23 protein-coding genes and 5 tRNA genes are annotated in these 26,365 nt (G+C 55.6%); 7 read left to right on the forward strand and 21 right to left on the reverse strand.

Features of this window, described 5'->3' with window-relative positions; all coding sequences use genetic code 11:
* Positions 1-50 precede the first annotated feature (50 nt).
* From rpoB to HWX34_RS05720, 17 genes are all read right to left on the reverse strand, one after another.
* Positions 51-4,226 carry a DNA-directed RNA polymerase subunit beta gene (gene rpoB / locus HWX34_RS05640; protein ID WP_045848780.1) on the reverse strand — a complete coding sequence of 1,392 codons (4,176 nt, stop codon included), beginning with the start codon at positions 4,224-4,226 and terminating at the stop codon, positions 51-53.
* A 155-nt stretch (positions 4,227-4,381) separates the two neighbouring features.
* On the reverse strand, positions 4,382-4,753 hold the full coding sequence (gene rplL, locus HWX34_RS05645; protein WP_045848779.1) for a 50S ribosomal protein L7/L12: 372 nt from the start codon (positions 4,751-4,753) through the stop codon (positions 4,382-4,384).
* Between the two features lie 36 nt (positions 4,754-4,789).
* Entirely contained in the window at positions 4,790-5,284 is a 495-nt protein-coding gene (gene rplJ / locus HWX34_RS05650) for a 50S ribosomal protein L10 (protein WP_045848778.1), read from the reverse strand.
* A 92-nt stretch (positions 5,285-5,376) separates the two neighbouring features.
* Positions 5,377-5,451, reverse strand: a tRNA-Thr gene (locus HWX34_RS05655).
* A gap of 178 nt (positions 5,452-5,629) precedes the next feature.
* Positions 5,630-6,325, reverse strand: a complete 696-nt coding sequence (rplA, locus tag HWX34_RS05660) for a 50S ribosomal protein L1 (protein WP_045848777.1) — start codon at positions 6,323-6,325, stop codon at positions 5,630-5,632.
* Positions 6,326-6,757 (reverse strand): 50S ribosomal protein L11, encoded by a 432-nt coding sequence (rplK, locus tag HWX34_RS05665; protein WP_059287632.1) that lies wholly within the window; start codon positions 6,755-6,757, stop codon positions 6,326-6,328. It abuts the gene before it with no gap.
* Positions 6,758-6,855: 98 nt separating this feature from the next.
* Positions 6,856-7,389: a transcription termination/antitermination protein NusG gene (gene nusG / locus HWX34_RS05670; RefSeq protein ID WP_045848775.1), complete on the reverse strand. Its 534-nt coding sequence runs from the start codon at positions 7,387-7,389 to the stop codon at positions 6,856-6,858.
* Positions 7,389-7,745 carry a preprotein translocase subunit SecE gene (gene secE / locus HWX34_RS05675; protein WP_082086642.1) on the reverse strand — a complete coding sequence of 119 codons (357 nt, stop codon included), beginning with the start codon at positions 7,743-7,745 and terminating at the stop codon, positions 7,389-7,391. The genes nusG and secE overlap by 1 nt, the downstream gene beginning before the upstream one ends.
* Positions 7,746-7,813: 68 nt before the next feature.
* Positions 7,814-7,889 (reverse strand) — tRNA-Trp (locus HWX34_RS05680).
* 13 nt (positions 7,890-7,902) lie between these two features.
* On the reverse strand, positions 7,903-9,093 hold the full coding sequence (gene tuf / locus HWX34_RS05685; RefSeq protein WP_119313285.1) for an elongation factor Tu: 1,191 nt from the start codon (positions 9,091-9,093) through the stop codon (positions 7,903-7,905).
* A gap of 40 nt (positions 9,094-9,133) precedes the next feature.
* Positions 9,134-9,208, reverse strand: a tRNA-Thr gene (locus tag HWX34_RS05690).
* 21 nt (positions 9,209-9,229) lie between these two features.
* A tRNA-Gly gene (locus tag HWX34_RS05695) sits at positions 9,230-9,303 on the reverse strand.
* 53 nt (positions 9,304-9,356) lie between these two features.
* Positions 9,357-9,442 (reverse strand) — tRNA-Tyr (locus HWX34_RS05700).
* A gap of 139 nt (positions 9,443-9,581) precedes the next feature.
* Entirely contained in the window at positions 9,582-9,833 is a 252-nt protein-coding gene (locus HWX34_RS05705) for a YfhL family 4Fe-4S dicluster ferredoxin (protein ID WP_045846381.1), read from the reverse strand.
* A 99-nt stretch (positions 9,834-9,932) separates the two neighbouring features.
* Complete coding sequence (gene rsmD / locus HWX34_RS05710; RefSeq protein ID WP_178971349.1) at positions 9,933-10,493, reverse strand: 16S rRNA (guanine(966)-N(2))-methyltransferase RsmD; 561 nt, start codon at positions 10,491-10,493, stop codon at positions 9,933-9,935.
* A gap of 78 nt (positions 10,494-10,571) precedes the next feature.
* Positions 10,572-11,846 carry a pitrilysin family protein gene (locus HWX34_RS05715; RefSeq protein WP_255496587.1) on the reverse strand — a complete coding sequence of 425 codons (1,275 nt, stop codon included), beginning with the start codon at positions 11,844-11,846 and terminating at the stop codon, positions 10,572-10,574.
* A 19-nt stretch (positions 11,847-11,865) separates the two neighbouring features.
* On the reverse strand, positions 11,866-13,224 hold the full coding sequence (locus tag HWX34_RS05720) for a pitrilysin family protein (RefSeq protein ID WP_255496588.1): 1,359 nt from the start codon (positions 13,222-13,224) through the stop codon (positions 11,866-11,868).
* A gap of 76 nt (positions 13,225-13,300) precedes the next feature.
* Here HWX34_RS05720 and ftsY point away from each other — a divergent pair, with 76 nt between their 5' ends.
* The 4 genes from ftsY to rpoH all read left to right on the forward strand — a co-directional run bounded on the left by ftsY (position 13,301) and on the right by rpoH (position 17,114).
* Positions 13,301-14,425, forward strand: coding sequence for a signal recognition particle-docking protein FtsY (gene ftsY, locus HWX34_RS05725; protein ID WP_178971351.1), 1,125 nt, complete (start codon positions 13,301-13,303; stop codon positions 14,423-14,425).
* A 74-nt stretch (positions 14,426-14,499) separates the two neighbouring features.
* The gene (ftsE, locus tag HWX34_RS05730; RefSeq protein ID WP_045846377.1) at positions 14,500-15,153 is read left to right on the forward strand and encodes a cell division ATP-binding protein FtsE; all 654 of its coding nucleotides are present in this window, start codon (positions 14,500-14,502) and stop codon (positions 15,151-15,153) included.
* Positions 15,150-16,058, forward strand: coding sequence for a permease-like cell division protein FtsX (ftsX, locus tag HWX34_RS05735; protein ID WP_178971352.1), 909 nt, complete (start codon positions 15,150-15,152; stop codon positions 16,056-16,058). Before ftsE ends, ftsX begins: the two co-directional genes overlap by 4 nt.
* A gap of 192 nt (positions 16,059-16,250) precedes the next feature.
* Positions 16,251-17,114 (forward strand): RNA polymerase sigma factor RpoH, encoded by an 864-nt coding sequence (gene rpoH, locus HWX34_RS05740; protein WP_178971353.1) that lies wholly within the window; start codon positions 16,251-16,253, stop codon positions 17,112-17,114.
* A 121-nt stretch (positions 17,115-17,235) separates the two neighbouring features.
* Here the strand turns inward: rpoH and HWX34_RS05745 are convergent, their stop codons facing one another.
* The 4 genes from HWX34_RS05745 to HWX34_RS05760 all read right to left on the reverse strand — a co-directional run bounded on the left by HWX34_RS05745 (position 17,236) and on the right by HWX34_RS05760 (position 21,891).
* Positions 17,236-19,023, reverse strand: a complete 1,788-nt coding sequence (locus HWX34_RS05745; protein ID WP_178971354.1) for a PglL family O-oligosaccharyltransferase — start codon at positions 19,021-19,023, stop codon at positions 17,236-17,238.
* Positions 19,024-19,116: 93 nt separating this feature from the next.
* The gene (locus HWX34_RS05750; protein WP_178971355.1) at positions 19,117-20,982 is read right to left on the reverse strand and encodes a PglL family O-oligosaccharyltransferase; all 1,866 of its coding nucleotides are present in this window, start codon (positions 20,980-20,982) and stop codon (positions 19,117-19,119) included.
* A gap of 13 nt (positions 20,983-20,995) precedes the next feature.
* Positions 20,996-21,442 (reverse strand): pilin, encoded by a 447-nt coding sequence (locus HWX34_RS05755; RefSeq protein ID WP_178971356.1) that lies wholly within the window; start codon positions 21,440-21,442, stop codon positions 20,996-20,998.
* A 20-nt stretch (positions 21,443-21,462) separates the two neighbouring features.
* Entirely contained in the window at positions 21,463-21,891 is a 429-nt protein-coding gene (locus tag HWX34_RS05760) for a pilin (protein WP_178971357.1), read from the reverse strand.
* 189 nt (positions 21,892-22,080) lie between these two features.
* Here HWX34_RS05760 and HWX34_RS05765 point away from each other — a divergent pair, with 189 nt between their 5' ends.
* From HWX34_RS05765 to proB, 3 genes are all read left to right on the forward strand, one after another.
* Positions 22,081-23,430 carry an adenosylmethionine--8-amino-7-oxononanoate transaminase gene (locus tag HWX34_RS05765; RefSeq protein ID WP_178971358.1) on the forward strand — a complete coding sequence of 450 codons (1,350 nt, stop codon included), beginning with the start codon at positions 22,081-22,083 and terminating at the stop codon, positions 23,428-23,430.
* Positions 23,431-23,559: 129 nt separating this feature from the next.
* Entirely contained in the window at positions 23,560-25,098 is a 1,539-nt protein-coding gene (locus HWX34_RS05770) for a hypothetical protein (RefSeq protein WP_178971359.1), read from the forward strand.
* Between the two features lie 71 nt (positions 25,099-25,169).
* Positions 25,170-26,288 carry a glutamate 5-kinase gene (gene proB / locus HWX34_RS05775; protein WP_178971360.1) on the forward strand — a complete coding sequence of 373 codons (1,119 nt, stop codon included), beginning with the start codon at positions 25,170-25,172 and terminating at the stop codon, positions 26,286-26,288.
* Positions 26,289-26,365 lie beyond the last annotated feature (77 nt).

Genomic DNA, 26,365 nt, shown 5'->3' on the forward strand with positions numbered 1-26,365 from the left:
TCCAGTCAGGGGACAGGAGGCGCGGCATGATGCCGCGCCTTCTCACCCAATCAATAACGTTCCAGGTCGATATCCAGGCCGAGCGAGCGGATTTCCTTCACCAATACATTGAAGGATTCCGGCATGCCGGCGTCGATCTTGTGTTCGCCCTTGACGATGTTTTCGTAAACTTTGGTACGACCGGTGACATCGTCGGACTTCACCGTCAGCATTTCCTGCAGAGTGTAGGCGGCGCCGTATGCTTCCAGCGCCCACACTTCCATCTCACCGAAACGCTGGCCACCGAACTGCGCCTTACCACCCAGCGGCTGCTGGGTAACCAGGGAGTACGGGCCGGTGGAACGGGCGTGCATCTTGTCATCAACCAGGTGATGCAGTTTCAGGTAGTGCATCACACCCACAGTCACCTTGCGGTCGAAGGCTTCGCCGGAGCGGCCATCGTACAGGGTCATCTGGGTTTTGGACTCGTTAAAGCCCATCTTCTCGGTCAGCTCGTCGCCGCTCGGGTAAGCCAGATCCAGCATGTGCTTGATCTCGGTTTCCTTGGCACCGTCGAATACCGGCGTGGCAAACGGCATGCCCTTGCGTAGGTTGTCTGCCAGATCCAGGATCTCGGCATCGGACAGGCTGGCGAGGTCTTCGGACTTGCCTGTTTCGTTATAGATGCGCTCCAGGTAGCCGCGCAGTTCGGCAACGTCCTGCTGTTGCTTGATCATGCGGTCGATGCGCTCGCCAATACCCTTGGCAGCCCAGCCCAGGTGCACTTCCAGAATCTGACCGATGTTCATACGCGACGGTACGCCCAGCGGGTTCAGCACGATGTCGACCGGACGACCGTCGCCCATGTAAGGCATGTCTTCGATCGGCAGAATGCGGGAAACCACACCCTTGTTACCGTGACGACCAGCCATCTTGTCACCGGCTTGCAGACGACGCTTAACAGCCAGGTAAACCTTGACCATCTTCTGTACGCCCGGCGGCAGTTCGTCACCCTGGGTCAGCTTGCGCTTCTTGTCTTCGAACTTGAGGTCGAATTCTTCGCGCTTCTGAACCAGGCTTTCCTTGATCAGTTCCAGCTGCTTGGCGATGTCTTCATCAGCCATGCGGATGTCGAACCAGTCGTGCTTGACCGGCAGGCTTTCCAGGTACTCGGCATCAATGGCGGTACCCTTGGCCAGACGCTTCGGACCACCGTTGGCCAGCTTGCCAACGATCAGGCGTTCGATACGGCTGAACGCGTCGTTTTCGAAAATACGCAGCTGGTCGTTCAGGTCGAGACGATAGCGCTTCAGTTCGGCATCAATGATGGACTGAGCACGCTTGTCGCGCTCGATACCTTCGCGGGTGAACACCTGTACGTCGATCACGGTACCCACGGTACCAGTCGGCACGCGCAACGAAGTGTCTTTCACGTCGGAGGCTTTTTCGCCGAAGATGGCGCGCAGCAGTTTTTCTTCCGGCGTCAGCTGGGTTTCACCCTTCGGTGTTACCTTGCCGACCAGAACATCACCGGCTTCCACTTCAGCACCGATGTAAACGATGCCGGATTCATCCAGACGGCCTGCCATGCGCTCGGACAGGTTCGGAATATCACGGGTGATTTCTTCCGGTCCCAGCTTGGTATCACGCGAAACAACCGACAGTTCTTCGATGTGGATCGAGGTGTAGCGGTCTTCAGCAACCAGCTTTTCCGAGATCAGGATCGAGTCTTCGTAGTTGTAACCGTTCCACGGCATGAAGGCGATGGTCATGTTCTGACCCAGAGCCAGTTCGCCCAGGTCAGTAGAAGCACCATCGGCTACCACGTCGCCACTGGCGATCTTGTCGCCCACCTTCACCACCGGACGCTGGTTGATGTTGGTGTTCTGGTTGGAACGGGTGAACTTGGTGAGGTTATAAATATCCACACCTACTTCGCCAGCAATGGCTTCTTCGTCATTCACGCGGACTACGACACGGCCGGCGTCAACGTAGTCAACCACGCCGCCACGACGGGCAACCACGGTGGTGCCGGAGTCAACCGCTACCGAACGCTCGATACCGGTACCGACGAACGGTTTTTCCGGGCGCAGGCACGGTACGGCCTGACGCTGCATGTTGGCACCCATCAAGGCACGGTTGGCGTCATCGTGTTCCAGGAAAGGAATCAGCGAAGCGGCAACGGATACCACCTGACCGGTAGCCACGTCCATGTACTGCACGCGGTCCGGGGTAGCCAGAATGGTTTCACCCTTTTCACGGCAGGTTACCAGTTCGTCAACCAGGGTACCGTCTTCACCCAGCTCAGCGTTGGCCTGAGCAATGACGTAACGGCCTTCTTCGATGGCGGACAGGTAGTCGATCTCGTTGGTGACCTTGCTGTCCACCACCTTGCGGTACGGGGTTTCCAGGAAACCGAACTCGTTGGTACGTGCAAACACGGACAGCGAGTTGATCAGACCGATGTTCGGACCTTCCGGGGTTTCGATCGGGCATACACGACCGTAATGGGTCGGGTGTACGTCACGCACTTCAAAGCCGGCGCGTTCGCGAGTCAGACCGCCCGGGCCAAGAGCCGATACACGGCGCTTGTGGGTGATTTCCGACAGCGGGTTGGTCTGGTCCATGAACTGGGACAGCTGCGAGGAACCAAAGAATTCCTTGATGGCAGCGGATACCGGCTTGGCGTTGATCAGGTCGTGCGGCATCAGGTTGTCGGACTCAGCCTGATTCAGGCGTTCCTTCACTGCGCGCTCTACACGCACCAGACCGGCGCGGAACTGGTTCTCGGCCAGTTCGCCCACGGAGCGGACACGACGGTTACCCAGATGGTCGATGTCATCCACTTCGCCACGGCCATTGCGCAGTTCGCACAGGATGGCGATGACAGAAACGATGTCTTCAGTCGACAGGGTGCCTTCCATCACGTCGCGACGATGGGCGAATTTTTCACCAATCAGCGACTTGAACCACTCCGGGGTCTTCTCATCGAACTTGTACTGATAGGTACGCGAGCTGAACTTCATACGGCCTACGCGCGACAGATCGTAGGTTTCTTCGCTGAAGAACAGGCGCTGGAACAGTGCTTCCACCGCATCTTCGGTCGGCGGCTCCCCAGGACGCATCATGCGGTAGATGGCAACACGCGCTTGCAGGCGGTCCAGGCTGTCATCGGTGCGCAGGGTTTGCGAGATGTAAGCGCCTTGATCCAGATCGTTGGTGAACAGCACTTCAACCTGTTCGATCTCGGCCAGGGCCAGCTTGGCCAGCAGCTCTTCAGTGATTTCTTCGTTGGCGCGCGCCAGTACTTCGCCAGTGTCAACATTGGTGACATTGTGCGACAGCACCTTGCCCAGCAGGACATCAGCCGGCACTTCGATACGATCGAGCTGAGCGGTCTGGATGTCACGGATGTGCTTGGCAGTGATGCGCTTGTCCTTGGCCACGATCAGCTTGCCATCGGCAGCAACGATGTCGAACTTGGCCACTTCGCCCTTCAGACGCTCCGGAACCACGCGCATGAACACGCCGGACTTGGTCAGGTAGAAGGTGTCGAAGCTGTAGAACTCGGACAGGATTTGTTCGTTGCTGTAACCCAGTGCCTTCAGCAGGATGGTCACCGGCATCTTGCGGCGACGGTCGATACGGAAGTACAGCAGGTCTTTCGGGTCAAACTCGAAGTCCAGCCAGGAACCGCGGTACGGAATCACGCGGGCAGAGAACAGCAACTTGCCGGAAGAATGGGTCTTGCCGCGGTCATGCTCGAAGAACACGCCCGGAGAGCGGTGCAGCTGGGAAACGATAACGCGTTCGGTGCCGTTGATGATGAAGGAACCGTTGGTGGTCATGAGCGGAATTTCGCCCATGTAAACTTCATTCTCGCGCACTTCTTTTACCACCGGCTTGGACGACTCTTTGTCCAGGATGGTCAGACGGATACGGGCGCGCAGCGGAGCAGCATAGGTAATGCCACGCAGCTGACATTCCTGCACGTCAAACGGCGGCTCACCCAGAATGTAGTGAGCAAAATCAAGGCGGGCATAGCCATTGTGGCTATGGATCGGGAAGATCGACTTGAACGCGGCCTGCAGACCAGCATCCTTGCGCTGATCTAGCGGTACACCCAGTTGCAGGAAATCGGCATAAGAATCAATCTGGGTCGCCAACAGGAATGGGACATCGAGAACACTGGCGCGTTTCGCAAAGCTCTTACGAATACGCTTCTTCTCAGTAAACGAATAACTCATAGAGTCTCCATCGAGGTGGTAGTGGCGCAAGAAACCAAAAGTCAGCAGCCACGCCGGGTAATTGCTGGCTTTTACTATCTTTGTTTCGGCCAATTACAAGCGCAATAAGGCTGGCGGATTTCTCCGCCAGCCTCACCTTCTTTTTTCAAAGAAGATTATTTGATTTCAGCCTTGGCACCGGCTTCGGTCAGTTGCTTCAGAACTTCTTCGGCTTCAGCCTTGGCTACGCCTTCTTTCACGGTCTTCGGAGCGCCGTCAACCATGTCCTTGGCTTCCTTCAGGCCCAGGCCGGTGATAGCACGAACAACCTTGATCACGTTAACCTTGTTGTCGCCAGCAGCGGTCAGAACAACGTCGAACTCGGTCTTTTCTTCAGCAGCAGCAGCGCCACCAGCAGCCGGGCCGGCAACGGCAACGGCAGCAGCGGAAACGCCGAACTTCTCTTCGAACGCCTTAACCAGGTCGTTCAGTTCCATAACGGTCAGGCCAGCAACGGCTTCGAGGATGTCTTCTTTGGTGATTGCCATGTAAAAATCTCCTGAATTCTATAAGAATCAAATAAGTTAAGCGGCTTCGGCTTGCTTCTCTGCCAATGCAGCCAGGGCGCGGGCGAAGCCAGCAACCGGAGCTTGCATAACGTAGAGGAGCTTGGACAGCAGTTCTTCGCGGCTCGGGATGGACGCCAGCTCAGCAACCTGAGCAGCATTCAGTACCGCGCCATTGTAGGAACCTGCCTTGACGATGATCTTGTCGTCAGCCTTGGCAAATTGATGCAGCACCTTGGCAGCAGCAACCGGATCGGCAGAGATACCGTAAACGAGCGGGCCAACCATTTGTTCGGCCAGCGCTTCGAATTGGGTACCAGCAACCGCACGGCGAACCAGCGTGTTCTTCAGAACGCGCAGGTAAACGCCTTGCTCACGCGCCTGAGCGCGCAGCTTGGTCATGCTGCTTACCTCGATGCCCCGATATTCGGCGATGACGAGGGTCTGCGCAGCGGCCAGCTCGGCAGCTACAGCAGCAACGACTGCCTTTTTATCTTCGATATTGAGACTCAAGGTCTATCTCCTAGACTGAAATGAAGCAGAATGATTTCTGCTCCGCTTTGCAGCGGCGACCTGTATCAGGAGACAACATAGAGAAGGGAAACTGGTGCTCATGGGCGGAATTGAACCGCCGACCTCTCCCTTACCAAGGGAGTGCTCTACCCCTGAGCTACATGAGCCCTGAACTCTTCAGAAGCCTACTTTCGGGTACACCATCTGCGCAGGATGCAGGCCACCGGGAGGCAACTTGCGATTAAGCCTTGCGGCTCCTACGGTCTTTGACAATCTGGCAGGTAAGCCTGCCAGCCCAAAGCCAGTGGCAAGGTGGCGAACCACCCTGCCGAACTCACATCAAACTTAAGCGCTGACGGAGCTGGTATCTACACGAGCGCCAATACCCATGGTGCTGGATACGGCGATCTTTTTCAGATACACGCCCTTGGAAGCGGCCGGCTTGGCTTTCACCAGGGCATCTACCAGAGCAGTAAAGTTTTCACGCAGGGCTTCGGCTTCGAAAGAAGCACGGCCGATGGTGGCGTGAATGATACCGGCTTTGTCGGTACGGTATTGAACCTGACCGGCCTTGGCGTTTTTAACGGCTTCGGCAACGTTCGGGGTAACAGTACCAACCTTCGGGTTCGGCATCAGGCCACGCGGGCCGAGGATTTGACCCAGTTGACCAACAACGCGCATTGCATCCGGGGAGGCAATTACAACGTCGAAGTCCAGGTTGCCAGCTTTTACTTGCTCAGCCAGGTCGTCGAAACCGACAACTTCAGCACCGGCAGCCTTGGCGGCTTCGGCGTTGGCGCCTTGAGCAAATACAGCAACGCGTACGGACTTACCGGTGCCGCGCGGCAGAACGACGGAACCACGTACAACCTGGTCGGATTTACGCGGATCAACACCCAGATTAACGGCCACGTCGATGGACTCGTCAAACTTGGCGGTAGCAGCGGACTTAACCAGTGCAATTGCTTCTTCAACAGCGTACAGCTTGTTGCGATCAACAGTTGCCTTCAGGGTTTGCAGGCGCTTGGAAATCTTGGCCATTTACACACCCTCCACTTCAAGACCCATCGAACGGGCGGAGCCGGCGATGGTGCGAACAGCAGCATCCAGATCAGCAGCGGTCAGATCCGGCTGCTTGGTCTTGGCGATTTCTTCCAGCTGAGCGCGGCTTACCTTGCCAACCTTGTCGGTATGCGGCTTGGCGGAACCGGACTTGATACCAGCAGCCTTCTTCAGCAGAATGGTTGCCGGCGGCGTCTTCATGATGAAGGTGAAGGACTTGTCTGCGTAAGCAGTGATCACAACCGGAATAGGCAGACCCGGCTCGATGCCTTGAGTCTGGGCGTTGAACGCCTTGCAGAATTCCATGATGTTCAGACCACGCTGACCAAGAGCCGGACCGATCGGAGGAGACGGGTTGGCCTTACCAGCGGGCACTTGCAGCTTTACATAGCCGACAATTTTCTTTGCCACGATTAAAACTCCTAAAATGGGTATAGCGCGAGCGTGCACTCGCTTCCCGGACGAAAGCGCAACAGTATATACGCTTACAAACTAGCTGCCAAGTAAAATTACAGCTTTTCTACCTGACTGAAATCCAGCTCTACCGGCGTGTCGCGGCCGAAGATCTGCACCGACACACGCAGCTTGTTACGTTCGTAGTTAACTTCATCAACAGAGCCGTTGAAGTCATTGAACGGACCGTCGATAACACGGACTTTTTCACCCACCTCAAACAACACCTTCGGCTTCGGCTTTTCCACGCCCTCTTGCATTTGCTGCATGATGGCATCGACTTCCTTCTTGGAAATCGGAGCCGGACGATTGGCGGTACCACCAACAAAACCGGTTACCTTAGGCGTGCTCTTTACCAGGTGCCAGGTATCATCAGTCATGTCCATTTCGACCAGAACATAACCAGGGAAAAACTTGCGCTCGGTAATGGAGCGGCGGCCATTCTTCACATCCACCACTTCCTCTACCGGAACGAGGATCTGGCCGAACAGGTCTGCCACCTCGGAACGTTCGATGCGCTCACGCAGCGCCTTCTGCACACTCTTCTCAAAACCGGAATAAGCATGCACAACGTACCAGCGCTTTGCCATTATCTACCTCGACCAAGAATTACATCGTAGAACAACCAGGACAGACCCGAATCCACCATCCACATAAACAGGGCCAGCACCAGAACGAAGACGAAAACCATGCCGGTCATTTGCATGGCTTCCTTGCGGGTTGGCCATACGACCTTGCGCGCCTCGACCAACGAATCATTGGCATAGGCAACAAACTCCTTGCCCGGAGTCGACAACCAGACGGCACCAGCCGCCAGGACAACACCAACAATGAATGCCAGAGCACGCAATACACCCTGATCTTCGGGAATCATGTAGAAGCCAACAACACCGGCCACCACCAGCAGACCGGCCAAGGCCAGTTTGAGTTTATCTTGCATTTCCATGTGCGGAATGTTCTCTGCGCGTATGCGACAAAAGACCAACCGGCGCACAAGCGCCGGCTGGTCTTAATTGGCAGGCCAGGAGGGTCTCGAACCCCCAACCCTCGGTTTTGGAGACCGATACTCTACCAATTGAGCTACTGGCCTATAAACCTATTAATCAAGCAATGATCTTTGCTACCACGCCGGCGCCAACAGTACGGCCACCTTCACGGATCGCGAAACGCAGACCTTCTTCCATAGCGATCGGTGCGATCAGTTCTACGGTAATTTCTACGTTGTCACCCGGCATTACCATTTCCACGCCTTCGGCCAGGCTTACAGCACCGGTCACGTCGGTAGTACGGAAGTAGAACTGCGGACGGTAGTTAGCGAAGAACGGGGTGTGACGACCGCCTTCATCCTTACTCAGCACGTATACCGATGCGCCGAACTTGGTGTGCGGGGTGATGGTGCCCGGCTTGGCCAGAACCTGACCACGCTCTACGTCTTCACGCTTGGTACCACGCAGCAGTACGCCTACGTTGTCACCAGCCTGACCTTGATCCAGCAGCTTGCGGAACATTTCAACGCCGGTGCAGGTGGTCTTCGCAGTTGCCTTCAGGCCTACGATTTCCAGTTCTTCACCAACTTTAACGATACCGCGCTCTACACGACCGGTCACTACAGTACCACGACCGGAGATGGAGAATACGTCTTCGATCGGCAGCAGGAACGGCTTGTCAACAGCGCGTTCCGGCGTCGGGATGTAGGAGTCCAGAGCAGCTGCCAGACGGAAGATGGAGGGTTCGCCCATTTCGGATTGGTCGCCTTCCAGTGCCAGACGAGCAGAACCGATCACTACCGGAGTGTCATCGCCCGGGAAGTCGTAGGAAGACAGCAGATCGCGCACTTCCATTTCAACCAGTTCCAGCAGTTCAGCGTCGTCAACCAGGTCAGCCTTGTTCAGGTAAACGATGATGTACGGTACGCCAACCTGACGGGACAGCAGGATGTGTTCGCGGGTTTGCGGCATCGGGCCGTCAGCAGCGGAGCACACCAGGATAGCGCCGTCCATCTGGGCAGCACCGGTAATCATGTTCTTAACGTAGTCGGCGTGACCCGGGCAGTCTACGTGAGCGTAGTGACGGGATTCGGTTTCGTATTCTACGTGTGCGGTATTAATGGTAATACCACGTGCCTTTTCTTCCGGCGCGCTGTCGATCTGGGAGTAGTCCTTGGCTTCGCCACCGAACTTCTTCGACAGAATGGTGGTGATCGCTGCGGTCAGGGTGGTCTTACCATGGTCAACGTGACCGATGGTGCCGACGTTTACGTGCGGTTTGGTCCGCTCGAACTTTTCCTTAGCCATGGCAAAATTTCCTGAATTGAGTCTCTAACAAACAAATGGGTGGTGCCCATGGGCAGAATTGAACTGCCGACCTCTCCCTTACCAAGGGAGTGCTCTACCCCTGAGCTACATGGGCCCTTAAACAGGCAATAACGCTTGGAGCGGGTGAAGGGAATCGAACCCTCGTCGTAAGCTTGGAAGGCTTCTGCTCTACCATTGAGCTACACCCGCCTGCAACAACTAAACGGCTTTCAAACTACACGCCGCCAAGACGTAAATAATTCTGGTGGGGGGAGAAGGATTCGAACCTTCGAAGGCTGAGCCGCCGGATTTACAGTCCGGACCCGTTGACCGCTGGGGTAACCCCCCCTGAGAGACCCGAATAGTATAGATACCCGTTTCCGCCGTCAACACCTGTAGCGCATTTTTTTTAATTATTTTTGCCGGAAAATGCACAAAGCCCCGCACTGGGCGGGGCTCTGCTTTTTGCATCAAGCACTTAGCCTTGATCAGGCCTTGCCGGAAATCTGCAGATATTTTGCATGCAGCTCTTCCTGGGTTTCCGGATGAGCCGGATCCAGCGGGATGCAATCCACCGGACAGACTTGCTGGCACTGCGGTTCGTCGTAATGACCAACGCACTGGGTGCACAGGTTCGGGTCGATCTGGTAGATCTCTTCACCTTGCGAGATGGCGTTGTTCGGGCATTCCGGTTCACAGACGTCGCAGTTGATGCATTCGTCGGTAATCATGAGAGACATAGTAATTTCCTCAAGTATTCACAGTATTGATTCTGTCATCCACCTGCAGCAGTCGCAAGTTCGCCCCGTTATATCTTTATGCGGCGACTTGCAGGTGCATTACAGCGATTCTTCTTCCAGTGGCCTTGCCAGTGCGTAATGCACGGATGAGGCTTTGTCTTGCTTGATGACTTCCCAGCCGCTAAGGGCTTCTGGCCAATGCCTTGCTTCGAAGTACACCACACCGTCTTCTGCCAGTAGTGCTGCGACCAGCGGCAGTACTTGCTGCAGCAGCGTGGAATCGTATGGTGGGTCCAGGAAGATGACATCGAACTTTTCGCGACAGCTTTGCACGTAGTGCATTGCGTCCATGGCGACTACATCTATATGTGTTGCGGCGAGCAGCTGACGATTCGCCTTGAGCGATTCGACCACCTTGCGTGACTTCTCCACCATGACCACGCGAGCGGCCTCGCGCGATGCGGCTTCAAATCCCAGCGCCCCGCTACCGGCAAACAGGTCGAGGCAGCGCTTGCCATAGAGTTCCTGACCCAGCCAGTTGAATACGGTTTCCCTGACACGATCCGGTGTGGGCCGCAAGCCCTCGGCATCCGGGAACGGTAACAAGCGGCGGCGGTACTGGCCACCGATGATACGGACTTTGTTTCGCTGCTGATTCATGATGCATGGGCTGAAAACACAAGGGCGAGAGTTTACTCTTTTCCCGCCTGGCATGCTGCATCGCTAGCAGTTTGACGCTCAAGGTGTAGCGCCTGCCGTCACAATCTGCATTTGCTGTGGGTCTATCCGGCGTTGCCAGGCATCTCGAATCTGCGCAACACTCACCTGGGCTACGGCGTGCGGGTAGTCCTGCAGATAGCTCAAGGGCAAGTGGTACTGACCGATGACGGCGAGATAGGGCAGCAATTTGCTGTTGCTGTCATAGCGCAATGGAAAGCCGCCAATGATATTGGCCTTGGCCTGCTTCAACTCTGCTTCAGTCGGCCCTTCCTTTATATAGTGCCCCAGCACTTCGCGCGTTGTCTGCAAAGCCAAGCCGGCCTCAGCATTGCGGGTAGCCAGTGAAATGACAAACGGCCCGGCTTGTTGTAATGGTGTGAAATGACTGCGCACACCATAGGTCAAGCCGCGTCGCACGCGCAGCTCCTGCATCAGACGGGAATCAAAACCGCCGCCACCAAGTATGTAATTGCCAACCAGCAGTGGGTAGTAGTCCGGGTCGTCACGCCGGAGCACCGGCATGCCCATGGCAATATGGGTCTGGCTGCCGGGCCGTGCCAGATGAAGCTGAGCAACAGACTGTGGGGGCACTTGTGCGATATCCGGCAATGGCAGTGTGCTTTGTGGCAAGTTACGCAGCATGACATTGACCAGTTTTTCAGCGTCCTGACGTTTGATATCTCCAACAATGGAAACCACGGCCCCTGCTGCGCGGTAGTGCTGCTGCCAGAACTGCAGCAGATCTTCGCGCTGGATGGCTTGCAGGCTTTTGACCGCGGTGAACGCAGGTCTGGCGTAGGGATGATCACCATACATGCGCTGTTGCAAGGTGATGTCAGCACTTGCGCCGGCATCCTCCTGCTTTTGCAGCAGGCTTTCGATGGCGCGTTGCCGTTCGCGATTCAACACTGCCGTCGCAAACGTCGGTTGGGTCAGCAGCAGGGTGGCCAGTCCGGTGACACGCTCTTGCAGGTCGGATCGGCTCAGACTGCGCATACGCACTCCGGCGGTTTCCAGTTCGGCAAAACCGTTCAGCTGCGCTGCACTGTTGGCCAGCTGTTGCTGGATGGCCTCTTCATCTAGTTGGCCAGTCCCGCTATCCAGCAGGCCCGCCACCATGGCGGCCAGCCCTTCTTTGCCAGGTGGATCGCGCCGGCTGCCTGCGTCAAAGTCAACCCGCACATCCAGTATCGGGTTGGCATGCGTCTCTACCAGCAATACGCGGGCACCTTGCGGTGCAATCCATGACTGGATTTCAACTGCATGAGCCAGAGTGCTGACGAGGACAAACATGGCTGCAAAGGTTATCGTTTTAACGGACAAAGCCATCTCCCTTCAATTGGCCCGCCACGGGTACGGCTCCGCCTTTGCCAAGCAGGGTTACCACGGTGAGCTGGGTATCCTGCAAGGATGCCGCAGCCTGCCGCACTTGTTCTGCCGTCACCTGCTGCATTTGCTGCCGGATGCGGTCGGCGTCACGCCAGGAAAAACCTACAGACTCCAGCGTGCCGATACGCATGGCCTGGGCAAACAGTGAGTCACGCTGGTAAATCTCATCCGCATCCAAGCGCAGCCGGGCGCGGGCCAGTTCTTGCTCGTTGACACCATGCTCGACGATGTCCCGCAGTTGCTGACAGATGGCGACCTCCAGTTCAGCCGGCTGTCTGCCACGTGGCTGGGTGGCGGTAATCACAAACAAGGCTTCGCCCCGTCCCAACATGTTGTAGTCGGCCGCTGCTTCATGCGCCAACGCCCTCCCCCTCTCCATCTGACTTGGCAACCGTGCAGCAGCATCTCCCGACAACAGCGCTTCCAACAGAGCATAAGCATAAGCCTGACGATCCGCCCCAGGCTTGAGGCCAGGCGCATGCCAGGCCATGCTCAAATAGTTAAATTGTGATGGCGCACTCAGTTCCACCCGCTTGATACCCTGCTGCAAGGGCTCACGCTGCGGCTTACGTACCGGCAATGTTCTGGCCGGCAGTCCGGCAAAGTAATGTTTGACCTGATCAAATACCTGCGCCGGGTCGACATCCCCAACAATCACCAGCGTGACATTGTTGGGCACATACCACTGGCGATACCACTGACGCAGGTCCTCTGCCCGGGCTTGAACCAGATCATCCATCCAACCGATGACCGGATAGCGGACCGGATTTGCCACAAAGGCATTGGCATAGAGCGCTTCTTGCAACAGGCCGCCTGCTTGATCATCGGTACGCAGACGGCGCTCCTCCTTGACGACTTCCAGCTCGCGCAGGAAAGCTGCTTCATCAATCTGCAGATTGGCCATGCGGTCGGCTTCCAGCTCCAACAACAGGGGCAGTTTGTCAGCAGACAGCTGGGCAAAATACACGGTGTAATCGCGACTGGTGAAGGCGTTCTCCTTGCCACCGGCCTGGGCAATACGTCTGGAGTATTCGCCATCTGCAACGCTGGCCGTACCCTTGAACATCATGTGTTCCAGCAAATGTGACAGGCCGGTATGTCCATTGACCTCATCCACACTGCCTACCCTGTACCACAGCTGGGAAACCACCACAGGCGACCTTGCATCCCGTTCCACCACGACCTTCATACCATTGGGCAGTATTGCTTCTTGCGGCGCCGCCATGACCACACCTGTCAACAGCAGCAACATAGCCAGCATCAGCCCTGATTTTGCTTTCATCACCATCGTTTCTGCCCAGTTGCTCATTTAAGGATACAATTTAGCCATTTATCGCATCCCCAGACTACACAGACGCATGTTTAGTTTCTTCAAGAAAAAGCCAAAACCGGTTGAAACCCCGGTTATCGAACCCCAGACCGAGCCGTCACAGAGCAGGGTTGTCGAGTCTCCTGTCGCTGCGCCGGAAAACCATGCAGCCCCCACCGTGCAGGCTGAAGCCCTTGCACCGGTAGTTGCCAACACGGTTATTGCAGCGGAAATGCCAGCAGCAGAAAGCGCAGCCCCCACCAAAAAACTCAGCTGGACCGAGCGGCTGAAAGCCGGCCTGTCCAAAACCCGTGACAAGCTGGGCAAATCGCTGGCTGGCTTGTTTGGTGGTGGCAAGATTGATGAAGACCTGTACGAGGAGCTGGAAACCGTCCTTTTGACTGCCGACATGGGCATGGATGCCACCGTGCATCTATTAAAGGACGTACGTGAGCGCGTCAGCCTGAAAGGTTTGAAAGATGGCAGCGAGCTGAAAGGGGCATTGAAGGACTCGCTGAACGAGCTGATTCACCCCCTGGAAAAACCGCTGGACGTCAACGGCAAGAAGCCGTTTGTCATCATGATGGCCGGGGTGAATGGTGCCGGCAAAACCACGTCTATTGGCAAGCTGGCCAAATACTATCAGCAGCAAGGCAAGAGCGTGCTGCTGGCGGCCGGCGACACCTTCCGTGCCGCTGCCCGCGAGCAGTTGATGGCATGGGGCGAGCGCAACAACGTCACCGTGATTGCCCAGCAAGGCGGTGATGCCGCCGCCGTTTGTTATGATGCCATTCAGGCTGCCATTGCCCGTGGCATTGATATCGTGCTGGCCGACACCGCGGGCCGCTTGCCCACCCAGTTACACCTGATGGAAGAAATCAAGAAGGTAAAACGCGTCATCCAGAAGGCGCTGCCGGATGCTCCGCACGAAGTGATTCTGGTACTGGACGCCAATATCGGCCAGAACGCCATCAGCCAGGTCAAGGTATTCGATGACGCGCTGGGCCTCACCGGCCTGATTCTGACCAAGCTGGATGGCACGGCCAAAGGCGGCGTCATTGCCGCCATTGCCAAGCAACGCCCCATTCCGCTACGGTTTGTTGGCGTGGGTGAAAGTATTGACGACCTGCGGCCATTCAATAGCAAGGACTATGTCGACGCCTTGTTCGACTGACCCAGCAGCATAATCATTGAGCACCGGCACATCGCGGCCGGTGATGTCTTTCCGGATCAAGGGGAATCCAGCGCATGATTCAGTTCGACCAGGTCACCAAGCGTTATCCCGGTGGCAACGAGGCCCTGAAGAACCTTTCCTTTACCATCGACACCGGCGAAATGGTGTTTCTGGCTGGTCATTCTGGTGCCGGCAAGTCCACCTTGCTAAAACTGGTGGCCGGTATCGAACGCGCCACCAGCGGCAGCGTGATTGTCAGCGGGCAAAACCTGTCCAAGCTGCGTAACAGTCAGATTCCCTATGTCCGTCAACATATCGGCATGGTGTTTCAGGACCACAAACTGCTGTTTGACCGCTCGGTATTCGACAATGTGATGCTGCCGCTGGACATCATCGGCTTTGACCGCCGCGATGCCGCGCGCCGTGTCCGTGCCGCACTGGACAAGGTGGGCTTGCTGTCAAAAGAAAAAACCATGCCCATCCGCCTGTCCGGTGGTGAACAGCAACGTCTGTGCATTGCCCGTGCCGTGGTACACCGTCCCAGCCTGCTGTTGGCGGATGAGCCCTCGGCCAATCTGGACCGCGCCTATGCACTGGACATCATGGAATTGTTCAAATCCTTCCATCAGGTTGGGGTCAGCGTGGTGATTTCCGCCCACGATGAAACGCTGATGGAAGACTATGGTCGCCGCATCATCCGGTTGAAAGAAGGGCAGTTCGCCGCATGAAACATTACCTGTACCTGAACTGGCAAAGTGCTCGGCAAGCTTTGGGCAAGATTGTCCGCCAACCCTTTGGCAGCCTGCTTACCCTGCTGATGTTATCGATCGCCCTGGCCCTACCCTTATCCTTATACCTGAGCGTCAGCAGCATCCAGGAATGGGCGGGCCGCCTGACCGCCACCCCGCAAATCACGCTGTTCATGGAGCAATCTGCCGAAGAAGCAGACCTGGCCGCCGTCTCCAGCACGCTGACCAAACACCCGCGTATCCAGAGTTTCCAGTTCATTGGCAAGAAGCAGGCGCTCTCCGACCTGGAAAAACGCAATGGCCTGGCCGGGCTGAGCGAAGGGCTGACCGACAATCCCCTGCCGGATGCTTTTGTGGTCACCCCCAAGACCCTGGAACCGCACGAACTGGAAATGCTGCAAAAAGAACTATCCGGCCTGCCCATGGTGGAAACCGCCCAGTTTGATGCACGCTGGGCCAAACGCCTGTACGGGATGGTGGAAATGGGCAAGCAACTGACCTGGTTTCTGGGTGCTGCGCTGGGCATTGCCCTGATTCTGGTCACCTACAATGCCGTACGGATGCAGATCCTGGCGCGACGCGATGAAATTGAAGTGGCCAAGCTGATTGGTGCACCGGACAGTTTTATCCGCCGTCCCTTCATGTATCACGCCATGTGGCAGGGTTTGCTGGCGGGGCTGGCTGCCTGGGGACTGACCAGCTGGCTGGTGGCCACCGCCAACCCGGCCATTCACGATTTTGCCCAGCTTTATAACGAAGCAGTCTCGCTGCGCGGACTCACACCGTTAGAATTGGCCGTGGTGCTGGCCGTTTCTGCCATACTGGCCATGCTGGGTGCCCGGCTGGCTTCCGACCATCACCTGCGCCAGATACAACCTCGTTAACAATCCACCCCTTCCCGCACCGGCCGGTTTTCGCTTAATGTGACAACCGGCCGTCCCTGATGAATGCGCGATAGCGACTTGGAAAATGCTATCAGCACCATAGAAAAATTCATTGACGGTGGAACCTTTGCTTGCTAGCACTCTCTATATGCGAGTGCTAAGATAGCACTACCCAAGGAGGTAGTTACACTGATGACCACAACATTTGCCTTGCCCGTTCCGTCGTCCAGCGGCAGCCTGGAGCAATACATCCAGGCGGTGAACAGTGTTCCCATGCTGACCCCCGAACAGGAAACAGAGCTGGCCACCCGCTTCCAGGAAGAAAACGACCTGGATGCCGCCCGCCAGATGGTTCTGTCGCACCTGCGTGTCGTCGTATCCATTTCGCGTGGTTATGCCGGTTACGGCCTGCCACAAGCCGACCTGATCCAGGAAGGCAATATCGGCCTGATGAAAGCGGTAAAGCGCTTCGAGCCAGGCCGTGGAGTGCGCCTGTTTTCCTTTGCCGTGCACTGGATCAAGGCAGAAATCCACGAATTCATCCTGCGCAACTGGCGGCTGGTGCGCATTGCCACCACTAAGCCACAACGCAAGCTGTTCTTCAATCTGCGTAGCATGAAAAGCAGCTTCTCTGCCCTGAGCGAACACGAAGCCCAGCAAATTGCTGAAGATCTGGGCGTGAAGCCGGAAGAAGTGCGTGAAATGGAAACCCGCATGAGCGGGCAGGATATCGCGCTGATGGCTGACGACGGTGACGATGAGTCCTATGCGCCGATCAACTGGCTGGCGGATGCCCACCACGAGCCGACCCGTGCACTGGAACGCAAGGCTTTCGATCACTTGCAGACCGAAGGCATCGAATACGCGTTGTCCACGCTGGACGCCCGTAGCCGTCGCATTGTCGAAGCCCGCTGGCTGGCCGACGACGGTGGCTCCACCCTGCACGAACTGGCTGCCGAGTTTGGTGTTTCGGCTGAACGCATTCGCCAGATCGAAGCCAAGGCACTGGGAAAAATGAAGGCCGCACTGAGTGAAGGTGTGGTAATCGACGACTAAGCAGTCACCCGCAACAAAAAAAGCCCGCGTCTAACAACGCGGGCTTTTTCGTTTTCTTCAGCAGTTTCACACCCTGCTTCATGCAAACCGCCCTATTACGGACGGCTGCTTGCAGCAACACTCATTCCCCTTCCCCACCCCGGTACTTGGCCGGCAGCTTGTCGAAGACGCGTTGCGCCTCGGCACGCAGGCCTTGCCATTCGGGCACATCCTCGTCAATACCATCGAGATAGTCCTTGGCATAGGTCGGGAAGGATGCCAATGCCGTGGCCACGGTTTTGCGTGCCTCATCCTGTCTACCCGCCAGCGCCAGCATCTGCGCCTTTTTCATCATCACATCAGGATAAGGACGGAAAGCCGTCAGACGCTCTTCCCACTGCAATTTCTGGGTCAGGTTGCTGCGATCGGCAGTCAGATAATCATCCAGCGTGCTGAGGGCATGATAGGCAAACAGCGGATGCTCATCCATGATCTGCGCCAGTCGCTGTTGACGTTTGGCATCGCGTGCCGGGTTATCCGTCTGGGTGTACAAGCCCACCAGCTCGTTATAAGTGGACCAGGTAACAATCGACAGATAGCCGACATACACCATGCCCAGCAGCCAAGCGGCCCGCACCAGCAAACCTGCCCGGGCAGTACGTGCGGGTGCCATCGAAGCGAACACGACCAGCATGGCCAGGAAATACAAATACCACAGCGGATATTCCAGCATGCTGTGAATCAGCGTCACCGCCATGCAGCCCAGCGCCAGCATGCCTTCGGCTTCCGCACGCTCGCTGAAGAATGGCCATGTCACCCAGGCAAAGCCGACGACCACAGCCAACGTGATCGGCAAACCCATTTCCGCCAGCAATTGCAGAATGAGGTTATGGCAATTGGTGAACAGGCCGCTATTGAAGCCGGCACTGGCAAACTGCGGCAGGGGCTGCAAACGTACGCTTTCCGCGGCATATTGCGACCAACCCACCCCCCACAAGGGATGAGCCTTGAACGTGAGCCAGGCCTTGGTCATTTCGGCAATACGGCGCGAACCCATGTCGTCACCATTGGCCGCCAGTCGCTCCACGCCGGAAGCATTGGTCACATTGGCATGGGTGAACAGCGAAATAAGGTGATTGACCAAGGGCAAGGCAAACTGCGCGGCGAAAATCACCACACAAGCCAGCAACATGGCCCACATCAGACGGCGCGACTCCTGGCTACGCATGCGCCAGTGCCATACCAGGCCCAGCATGGTGAGTGCCAGCAGATACAACAGCGTAGTACGCGATGCAGCATATGCCAGCATCAATCCCATCCACACCACCAGCAAGGCCAACCAGCCACGCGCCATGCGGTCCACAGCAAACAGGTATACCCCGCTCACCACCGACCACATCAGATAATGCGCATACTGATTACGCTGACCGATATGACCAAAGATATTGGTAGTGGGGTGGGCACTGTCATAAAACAGGCCCAGCGTGTGGGCAAGGCCGGTAAGCTGAGCCAAGCCAATCAGCGACTGCACCAAACCACCCACAATCACCGCCCGTGCCAGCCAAATGGCAAAGTCTCGCTGCCCGAAGGTTTGCTGCAGGCTGTAGGACAGACCCGCCAGCAAGGCCACCACCAGCCAGGCCAGTGCAGTGGCATAAGTCATGCCGGGAAACAGCGCCTGCACCAGTTGAGGCTGCACACCCCACAACAGTGCGAGCAATAAACACCACCAGCTGGCACGGGGTACGCGTTCAAACAGGGTTGCCACCGGTAGCAGGAAGACAGCGGAAGCCAGCATCAGCCACACCACATTCATCTCGCCAAACCATTGCGGCAGCGGTACAAAATGAATGCGGGATGCAAAGGGCAGGATGGCGATCAGGCAAAACGCCAGCAAGGCCATGCGGCGGGAAAGCGTCGGAAGGGACATGATGAAATAAAGGAGCCGAAAGCAAAACAAGGAGGATACCGCATGTCCGACAGGAAGACACCGCCAGCCTGAGCCGACGGTGCCTGTAGACGATCAGAAAAGTGCTTTGCGAGTGACGGGGGCGGCAAAAGCATTGACGATCGCCAATCGGCGTGCATCATCATTGGCATTACCAGGGTATTTCATACTGATCTGACACGCTTGGTCTGCAAGGGTACGTAAAGGAATATATGCTGTATCTGCTTGTCGATCCAGATAAAAACAAAGTGACAACACTTGATCTGGATAAACTACAATAAACTGCTTAATCAGATCAGATGCTTTACTCGTATCACCAGCCAACGCATGAAGCAATGCTCCATTCTGCAAAATAAATGGCTGTGGACGATAACTTAACAAGGGATCATAAATATCAAGCTTGAGTGAAAGATGATCACGACTAGGCGATAAGAATCGTGCCAGCGCAAAACTGGCATCATCGCTCCATAACGGATCAAGACGTATTACAGAGAGTTTTTCAATACGCTTTTGATTTACGTGCACATCCGCAGTTGGCATTGACTCCCTAGTCAATGTATTGAATCTGAATACACCAACTACCACATAGAAAAAACATAAAATAAAAAATATTACATACATACCACGCCAAAAAATAGCTCGAATTTGAAGATGAAAAACAGGCTGGGGTGATAATGACAAAGTCAGTATAAACATTGCCAAGAATGGCAGGTACCATAATGGAAATTCAAACATTGAGTGAATTAACGTAACCGACAGAATAATTATTATAAATAAATTTTCAGTTGTTGCATTTTTTTTCCAGAAAAATGGTAAAATCAACAAAGCAAGACTGAACATAAAAATAGAAGTACCAAACAATCCTGTCTCCGCCAGCAACTGGAAAACAAGATTGTGGCAATGGGCAAACAACCATGACTCTGGAACTTTTGGCAAGCCACCATGTACCTCTAACCAATTAGCTGCTGATGCGTAACCATCCCAACCAACTCCAAACCAAGGATGCTGATTGAACAATATCCACGCCTTTGTCCATTCGATACGCCGCCGCGCACCGAATCCATGATCAAACAACCGCTCTACGCCACTTTGCAAATCAATTCTAAATCCAACCCACGACAATGCATCATTGATCTGCTGAAGGCATAATTGAGTGAAAAATACCGTAAACAAAACAATAAAAAGTGCAAAAACCATTTTTACCATGCGCTCATTACGATCTGCTCGCAAGCGCCAAAGTATGCCCCAAACAATAGCCGCAGTGACATATCCCAAAATTAAACGCCCGCCACTCCAAGCGATCAGCAATCCTAGAAAGAGCTGTGCCAGTAACAGGAAAGGTAAACGCAGAATTTCTCTTGAATACAAATAGCAGGCTGAGAACATTGCCCAAGCAAGGTAATGACCATACAAATTACGCTGAGCAATATTACCCATAATGTTCCCAGCTGGATTTGCAGGATCGTACATGACATAACCATGCATTAATGGAGCCAAGCCAAACACCTGGAGAAGCCCCAAAATAACTTGCAATAAACCACCAGCAAAAACAACCTTCGCAACATCACAAACAAACTCATCATTACTCGCTACTTTTTGGACATAGAAATAACGAGAAAGTACTAACATAACAACCAAACAACCAAGCAACGAATTGAAACTACCTGGATTAATATGCATAAAAAACCCAGCCAATGCATTGCCAGCAAAAAACAACACCAAACATAACTCGATGACTAATACTTCATTATCACGCCGAAATTGAAAAAATAGAACAATACCAGCAAGGACACTGCAAAACACAACCAGCGCATTAGTCCACCAATCAGCAACTGGGACATAATGCAAAAAATTGAGAAAAGGAAAAATAAAAGCACACACCAAAACCAATATTCTTAGTCTCATAATAAAATAAAGAGGCGCCAAAGCACCTCTTTTCAAATTAGAACTCTATTTAGCTACGGCAGTTAGAAGGAACCCAACCCGACTGCAACCCGGAAGGGGTAATACCATTCTGAGCAGTAGCATATGTGCAAGTCCACTGAATGGCACCTGATGTAATTGTCGGGGCTAACAGAAGCGTCGCATTGCTAGCAACGGTCTGGTTATATGTAATTACAATAGTTCCAGAAGTGCTGACCTGCAAATTACTTACCGAATTGCCAGAAATTGTTGTAGCAAGACCATATGAAGCATTCCCAGATCCAAATGCATTGTTAGATGCATAATATTCAGAAACGGCTGTTTTAGCGGCATCAGCAAGCGCCAAACCCTCTGTTACACGAGCACGCTTTGTATAGTCTTGGTACGCCGGAATCGCAATTGCGGCCAGAATACCAATAATGGCAACTACAATCATTAGTTCGATCAAGGTAAAACCTTGCTGCATTTGCTTTTTCATAACAACACTCCTGAGAAAATTTAACGACAAGATGAAGGTAAATAACTACCAAAGCCGGATCCTGCTGAACACTGCCAGATGATGGAACCACTAGTAACCACAGGTGTCAGCGTGACAATCAGGCCAGATGCAACGGTGGAAGCGTTATAAGAAACGACAATATCGCTTACACTACCTGAGGCAACAATACTGACACTATCAACATACACTGTTTTATAACCGGCAGCAGATGCAATACCTGCCGATGCATTGCTCGTCGGCCAAGCATTATTTGTGGTGTAACTATCCCACATTGCCGACTTGATGGAATCCGCCAGTAACAAACCTTCCGATACCTTAGCCCTGATGGTGTAGTTCTGATACGCCGGTATTGCAATCGCAGCCAGAATGCCGATGATGGCTACCACAATCATCAGTTCAATCAAGGTAAAACCGTTATTGCGTCGCATGCCCCTCTCCGCGGTATGCACGGGCTTACATAATGCAGAAAGCGTGCCAGGTGGCGGCATGCCGTGTTTTCAGGGTGACTCGCCATCACTCACCTTGCATAGCCTGTCAGCATGTGACGTTTTTTGTCAGTTCCGGGTGACGGGACTGGCTGTGTTAGCATCCTGCCATTCCCGCTTACAGGAGCCCTCATGAGCAACCAGGACTGGCTGAGCCGCAGCCGCGACAGCGTCTGGCACCCTTGTACCCAGATGAAACGCCACGAAACCCTGCCCATCATCCCCATTGCCAAAGCCGAAGGAGTGTGGCTGGAGGATTTTGACGGCAATCGCTATCTGGATGCGGTGAGTTCCTGGTGGGTGAACCTGTTCGGCCATGGCCATCCGCCCATCAAACAGGCCATCAAGCAGCAGCTGGATGAGGTGGAACATGTGATTCTGGCCGGTTTCACCCACAAGCCGGTGATCGAACTATCCGAGCGCCTGTCGGCGCTGACCGGGCTTGGCCATGTTTTCTATGCCTCGGATGGTGCCAGCGCTACCGAGATCGCCCTGAAGATGAGCTTTCATTACTGGAAGAACATCGGTCAGCCGGAAAAGTGCCGTTTCATCAGCCTGGATAACAGCTATCACGGTGAAACCGCCGGGGCGCTGGCAGTCACCGACGTCCCGCTGTTTTCCGCCACCTACGCGCCGCTGCTCAAGCCTGGTGTGCGCGTGCCTTCGCCGGATGCAAGACTGGCCCGGCCCGGACAGAGTGCTGAGGACGTGGCCATGGCTGCTATTCGCTCGCTGGAAAATGTGCTGGCAAAGAAGGCTGGCGAGATGGCGGCCATCATTGTGGAACCGCTGGTACAGGGTGCGGCCGGCATGGCCATGTACCACCCGGTCTACCTGACAGAACTGCGCCGCTTGTGCGATCAGTACCAAGTACACCTGATTGCCGATGAAATTGCCGTGGGCTTCGGACGCACCGGTACGCTGTTTGCCTGCGAACAGGCCGGCATCAAACCGGACTTTCTTTGCCTGTCCAAAGGTATTACCGGCGGCTTCCTGCCCCTGTCCTGTGTACTGAGCACCGACACCATCTATCAGGCGTTTTATCACGATGATGTCACCCGTGGCTTTTTGCACTCGCACAGCTACACCGGCAATGCCCTGGCTTGCAGCGCCGCCCTGGCGGTGCTGGACATTTTTGCCGACGAAGACATCATTGCGCGCAATCGCGAACTGGCCGCCACCTTTACTGACATTCTGGCGCCACTGGCTGAACGGGCAGATGTGCGCCACTTCCGCCATACCGGCATGATTTGGGCGTTCGATGTAGAAAGCCCGCGCGCTGACTTTGCACAAGCCTTTTTCTCGGCCATGCTGAAACTGGGCTGCCTGGTCAGACCGATAGGCAAGACGGTGTATTTCATGCCGCCTTATGTCATGCAGCCCACCGAAATGATGCAGCTGTTCCAGGCCACTTGCACTGTGCTGGATGCCCTGCATCAAGAAAACACGATTTTGACCGGGCCGGTCACTGCGTTGCCATGAGGATTACCTTGCCTAGGCAGGCTTGATTCAAATAGCATGAGTGTTACAAGGAATGACAGATCAATCATCCATATGGTTTGTCATTCTGCGAGAACCCATCACCTTACCCGCCTAGCCACAGGATGCACGATGCAGCTTGCCTTGCCCGCTCTGGATATGGACCCGAGATTGGTAGACACCAACCCTGACAGCGTTGCCAGCTGGGTAGAACGCTTGCCGTACACCGACCTGCATGAATGCGGCCGCCAAATGCTGGATGCCTTGCGCAATCTCAGCCGCACTCCGATGGAAGTGGCAAACCGCCATAAGCTGTTGCTGCAATACCTGAAGGGGCTGGACCGCTACTACCCCGCGCTGGAAAGTGAAATCATCCAGACCGACCTGACCTCGGCACCGCGCACCCGCCAGCTGGCCATGCTGGGGGCGGCCTTGTTCGAAGCGATTTTCATTGCCTTCAAACGCACGCTGAGCGAGCGGCTGGCCAAACGGGGCCTGCTGGAACGCGAGCAACAGCGCATCGAGCTGCTGCTGTACACCATGATGTCGGCACGCCAGTTGCTGAGCATCTGCTGCCAGAGCTATAGCCCGCCACCGGCTCACTTCTGGTACGACTGCCACCAGCTGTTCAGCTTTGCCCTGGCACGTGGCTGGCAGGACAAGCATCTGGAAAACGACGACTCACCGGCCACCATTTACCGCCAGATCCTGCTATTGGGGCTGACTTCCACCAACCGGCTGTCCATGCCTGAATTACTGGTGGCCAAGCAGTTGATCATGGACCTGGCCCATCAGACCGGGCTGGTTCCGGTGGAGGCCATCCAGGGGCAGGCGCATGGCTATCTGGTGGATGCCAGCCGTGACGAGCCGCCGCGTTTCTTGCGCATCCAGGCGGAAACCCTGGAAGCAGGGTGTTATCTGCTGGACCTGGCGCCGGCCATTACTGTGCTCAATCACAGCATCGAGCAGTTGACCAAGGTGCAGAACACCAGCAACAACCCCAGCCAGGTTTACGATGAGCTGTACCTGTTGCAGTCGCTGGCAGCCGAATGGCAGCAACCACGCCGTCGCCGTCACCAGCGCCTGCCGATTCAGGAAGTGATCGAACTGATTTCCACCGTGCCGGCCATCTGGTATCGCAGCAATGGCATGAGCTGGGTGCAGGCCGGTAACGAGGAAGCCGCACCGCCCCCCACCACCCGGGCTCCGCCACCGCCCAGCCTGTTTGTGGTGGTGAACCAGAGCGCCACCGGCTTTCTGCTGCGCGGCCAACCACGCGGTCAGACCCTGCGCGCTGGCGAAGCCGTCCTGCTCACCCATCCGGGCAAGCCCGACACGGCCCAGTTGTGCATGGTGTGCTGGGTTTCCTTGCTGCCGGACGGAGTGGATGTGGAATGCGGGGTGGAAATCATCGCGGCCAAACCCGAAGCCGTCATGATCATTCCCACCATCACCCATCCCAGCGACACCCCGCAATTTTCCCTGCGCCTTCCGGCTATTGCCAGCCTGCGTCGCCCGGCCCTGCTGCTGATGCAAGGCCGCCCGTTCAGCCGCCTGCGCGAATTCCGCCTGTGGGATGACAAGGGTGACATGCTGATACGCTCCTCCAGGCTGGACAAACAATCCCCTCATTTCCAGCTGATGGAATATCGCGATAGCGACCACTTCTGAGCCACGCCCATGCTGTCCAGTTTGCGGTAAACTCTTCAGCTTCTTCATTTATTGCAGCAGAAGGGTTTTGTATGCGCTCGGTGATTCATGCCGCCAACCGGATTGTGGTCAAGGTAGGTTCCAGCCTGGTCACCAATGATGGCAAAGGACTGGACCTGGCGGCGCTGGCGCGCTGGGCTGCTGAAATTGCCGAGCTCAAACGCCGTGGCAAGCAGGTGGTGCTGGTTTCCAGCGGTGCCATTGCCGAAGGCTGTCAGCGCCTGGGCTGGTCGGTACGCCCCAAGGGGGTTCACGAATTGCAGGCAGCCGCTGCCGTCGGCCAGATGGGCCTGTGTCAGGCCTATGAAACCGCGTTTCGCTCTTTCGGCCTGAAAACCGCGCAAATTCTGCTGACCCACGAAGACCTGGCCGACCGCACCCGTTACCTGAATGCGCGCACCACACTCACCACCCTGCTCAATCTCAATGTCGTCCCCATCATCAATGAGAACGACACTGTCGTTACCGACGAAATCCGCTTTGGCGACAACGACACGCTGGGCGCACTGGTGACCAACCTGATTGAAGCCGATGCGCTGATCATCCTGACCGACCAGCAAGGCCTGTACACTGCCGACCCGCGCAAGCATCCGGATGCGGTATTCGTGCACGAAGCACAGGCGGGTGATACCGCACTGGAGGACATGGCCGGAGGTGCTGGCTCCAGTGTGGGTACCGGCGGCATGATCACCAAAATTCTCGCCGCCAAGCGTTCGGCTCGCAGTGGCGCAGACACAGTGATTGCCTGCGGTCGCGAACATGATGTGCTGTCCCGTCTGGCGGACGGTGAAGGGATTGGTACCCAGCTGCTGGCACCGACCAACCGCATGGCCGCACGCAAGCAATGGCTGGCAGATCACCTCAAGCTGACCGGTCGCATTATGCTGGACGCCGGTGCGGCGCTGGCGGTACGCGAACGCGGCACCAGTCTGCTACCGGTAGGCGTTACCGCCATCGAGGGTGACTTCCTGCGCGGCGAAGCAGTGGCTTGTGTCGACCCAGAAGGGCTGGAAGTGGCACGTGGCCTGGTGAACTACAGCTCGGACGAAGCCCGGCTGATCATGAAGAAAACCACACGCGAGATTGAAGCCACACTGGGCTATATGGTGGAGCCGGAACTGATTCACCGCGACAATATGGTCACGCTGTAAAACCGGCATCAGGGTAGTGACAGACACAAAAAAGGCGGCGCAAGCCGCCTTTTGCATGAGTAACACCAGCCTGGATC

Origin of the sequence: Aquitalea sp. LB_tupeE, assembly GCF_013391415.1 — a bacterium.
In the GTDB taxonomy this organism is placed as follows: domain Bacteria; phylum Pseudomonadota; class Gammaproteobacteria; order Burkholderiales; family Chromobacteriaceae; genus Aquitalea.

Excerpts from the sequence above, each read along its gene's own strand:
- rpoB (WP_045848780.1), bottom strand. The coding sequence starts at position 4,226 with ATGAGTTATTCGTTTACTGAGAAGAAGCGTATTCGTAAGAGCTTTGCG.
- rplL (WP_045848779.1), bottom strand. The coding sequence starts at position 4,753 with ATGGCAATCACCAAAGAAGACATCCTCGAAGCCGTTGCTGGCCTGACC.
- rplA (WP_045848777.1), bottom strand. The coding sequence starts at position 6,325 with ATGGCCAAGATTTCCAAGCGCCTGCAAACCCTGAAGGCAACTGTTGAT.
- nusG (WP_045848775.1), bottom strand. The coding sequence starts at position 7,389 with ATGGCAAAGCGCTGGTACGTTGTGCATGCTTATTCCGGTTTTGAGAAG.
- secE (WP_082086642.1), bottom strand. The coding sequence starts at position 7,745 with ATGGAAATGCAAGATAAACTCAAACTGGCCTTGGCCGGTCTGCTGGTG.
- tuf (WP_119313285.1), bottom strand. The coding sequence starts at position 9,093 with ATGGCTAAGGAAAAGTTCGAGCGGACCAAACCGCACGTAAACGTCGGC.
- HWX34_RS05705 (WP_045846381.1), bottom strand. The coding sequence starts at position 9,833 with ATGTCTCTCATGATTACCGACGAATGCATCAACTGCGACGTCTGTGAA.
- rsmD (WP_178971349.1), bottom strand. The coding sequence starts at position 10,493 with ATGAATCAGCAGCGAAACAAAGTCCGTATCATCGGTGGCCAGTACCGC.
- HWX34_RS05715 (WP_255496587.1), bottom strand. The coding sequence starts at position 11,846 with ATGTTTGTCCTCGTCAGCACTCTGGCTCATGCAGTTGAAATCCAGTCA.
- HWX34_RS05720 (WP_255496588.1), bottom strand. The coding sequence starts at position 13,224 with ATGAAAGCAAAATCAGGGCTGATGCTGGCTATGTTGCTGCTGTTGACA.
- ftsY (WP_178971351.1), top strand. The coding sequence starts at position 13,301 with ATGTTTAGTTTCTTCAAGAAAAAGCCAAAACCGGTTGAAACCCCGGTT.
- ftsE (WP_045846377.1), top strand. The coding sequence starts at position 14,500 with ATGATTCAGTTCGACCAGGTCACCAAGCGTTATCCCGGTGGCAACGAG.
- ftsX (WP_178971352.1), top strand. The coding sequence starts at position 15,150 with ATGAAACATTACCTGTACCTGAACTGGCAAAGTGCTCGGCAAGCTTTG.
- rpoH (WP_178971353.1), top strand. The coding sequence starts at position 16,251 with ATGACCACAACATTTGCCTTGCCCGTTCCGTCGTCCAGCGGCAGCCTG.
- HWX34_RS05745 (WP_178971354.1), bottom strand. The coding sequence starts at position 19,023 with ATGTCCCTTCCGACGCTTTCCCGCCGCATGGCCTTGCTGGCGTTTTGC.
- HWX34_RS05755 (WP_178971356.1), bottom strand. The coding sequence starts at position 21,442 with ATGAAAAAGCAAATGCAGCAAGGTTTTACCTTGATCGAACTAATGATT.
- HWX34_RS05760 (WP_178971357.1), bottom strand. The coding sequence starts at position 21,891 with ATGCGACGCAATAACGGTTTTACCTTGATTGAACTGATGATTGTGGTA.
- HWX34_RS05765 (WP_178971358.1), top strand. The coding sequence starts at position 22,081 with ATGAGCAACCAGGACTGGCTGAGCCGCAGCCGCGACAGCGTCTGGCAC.
- HWX34_RS05770 (WP_178971359.1), top strand. The coding sequence starts at position 23,560 with ATGCAGCTTGCCTTGCCCGCTCTGGATATGGACCCGAGATTGGTAGAC.
- proB (WP_178971360.1), top strand. The coding sequence starts at position 25,170 with ATGCGCTCGGTGATTCATGCCGCCAACCGGATTGTGGTCAAGGTAGGT.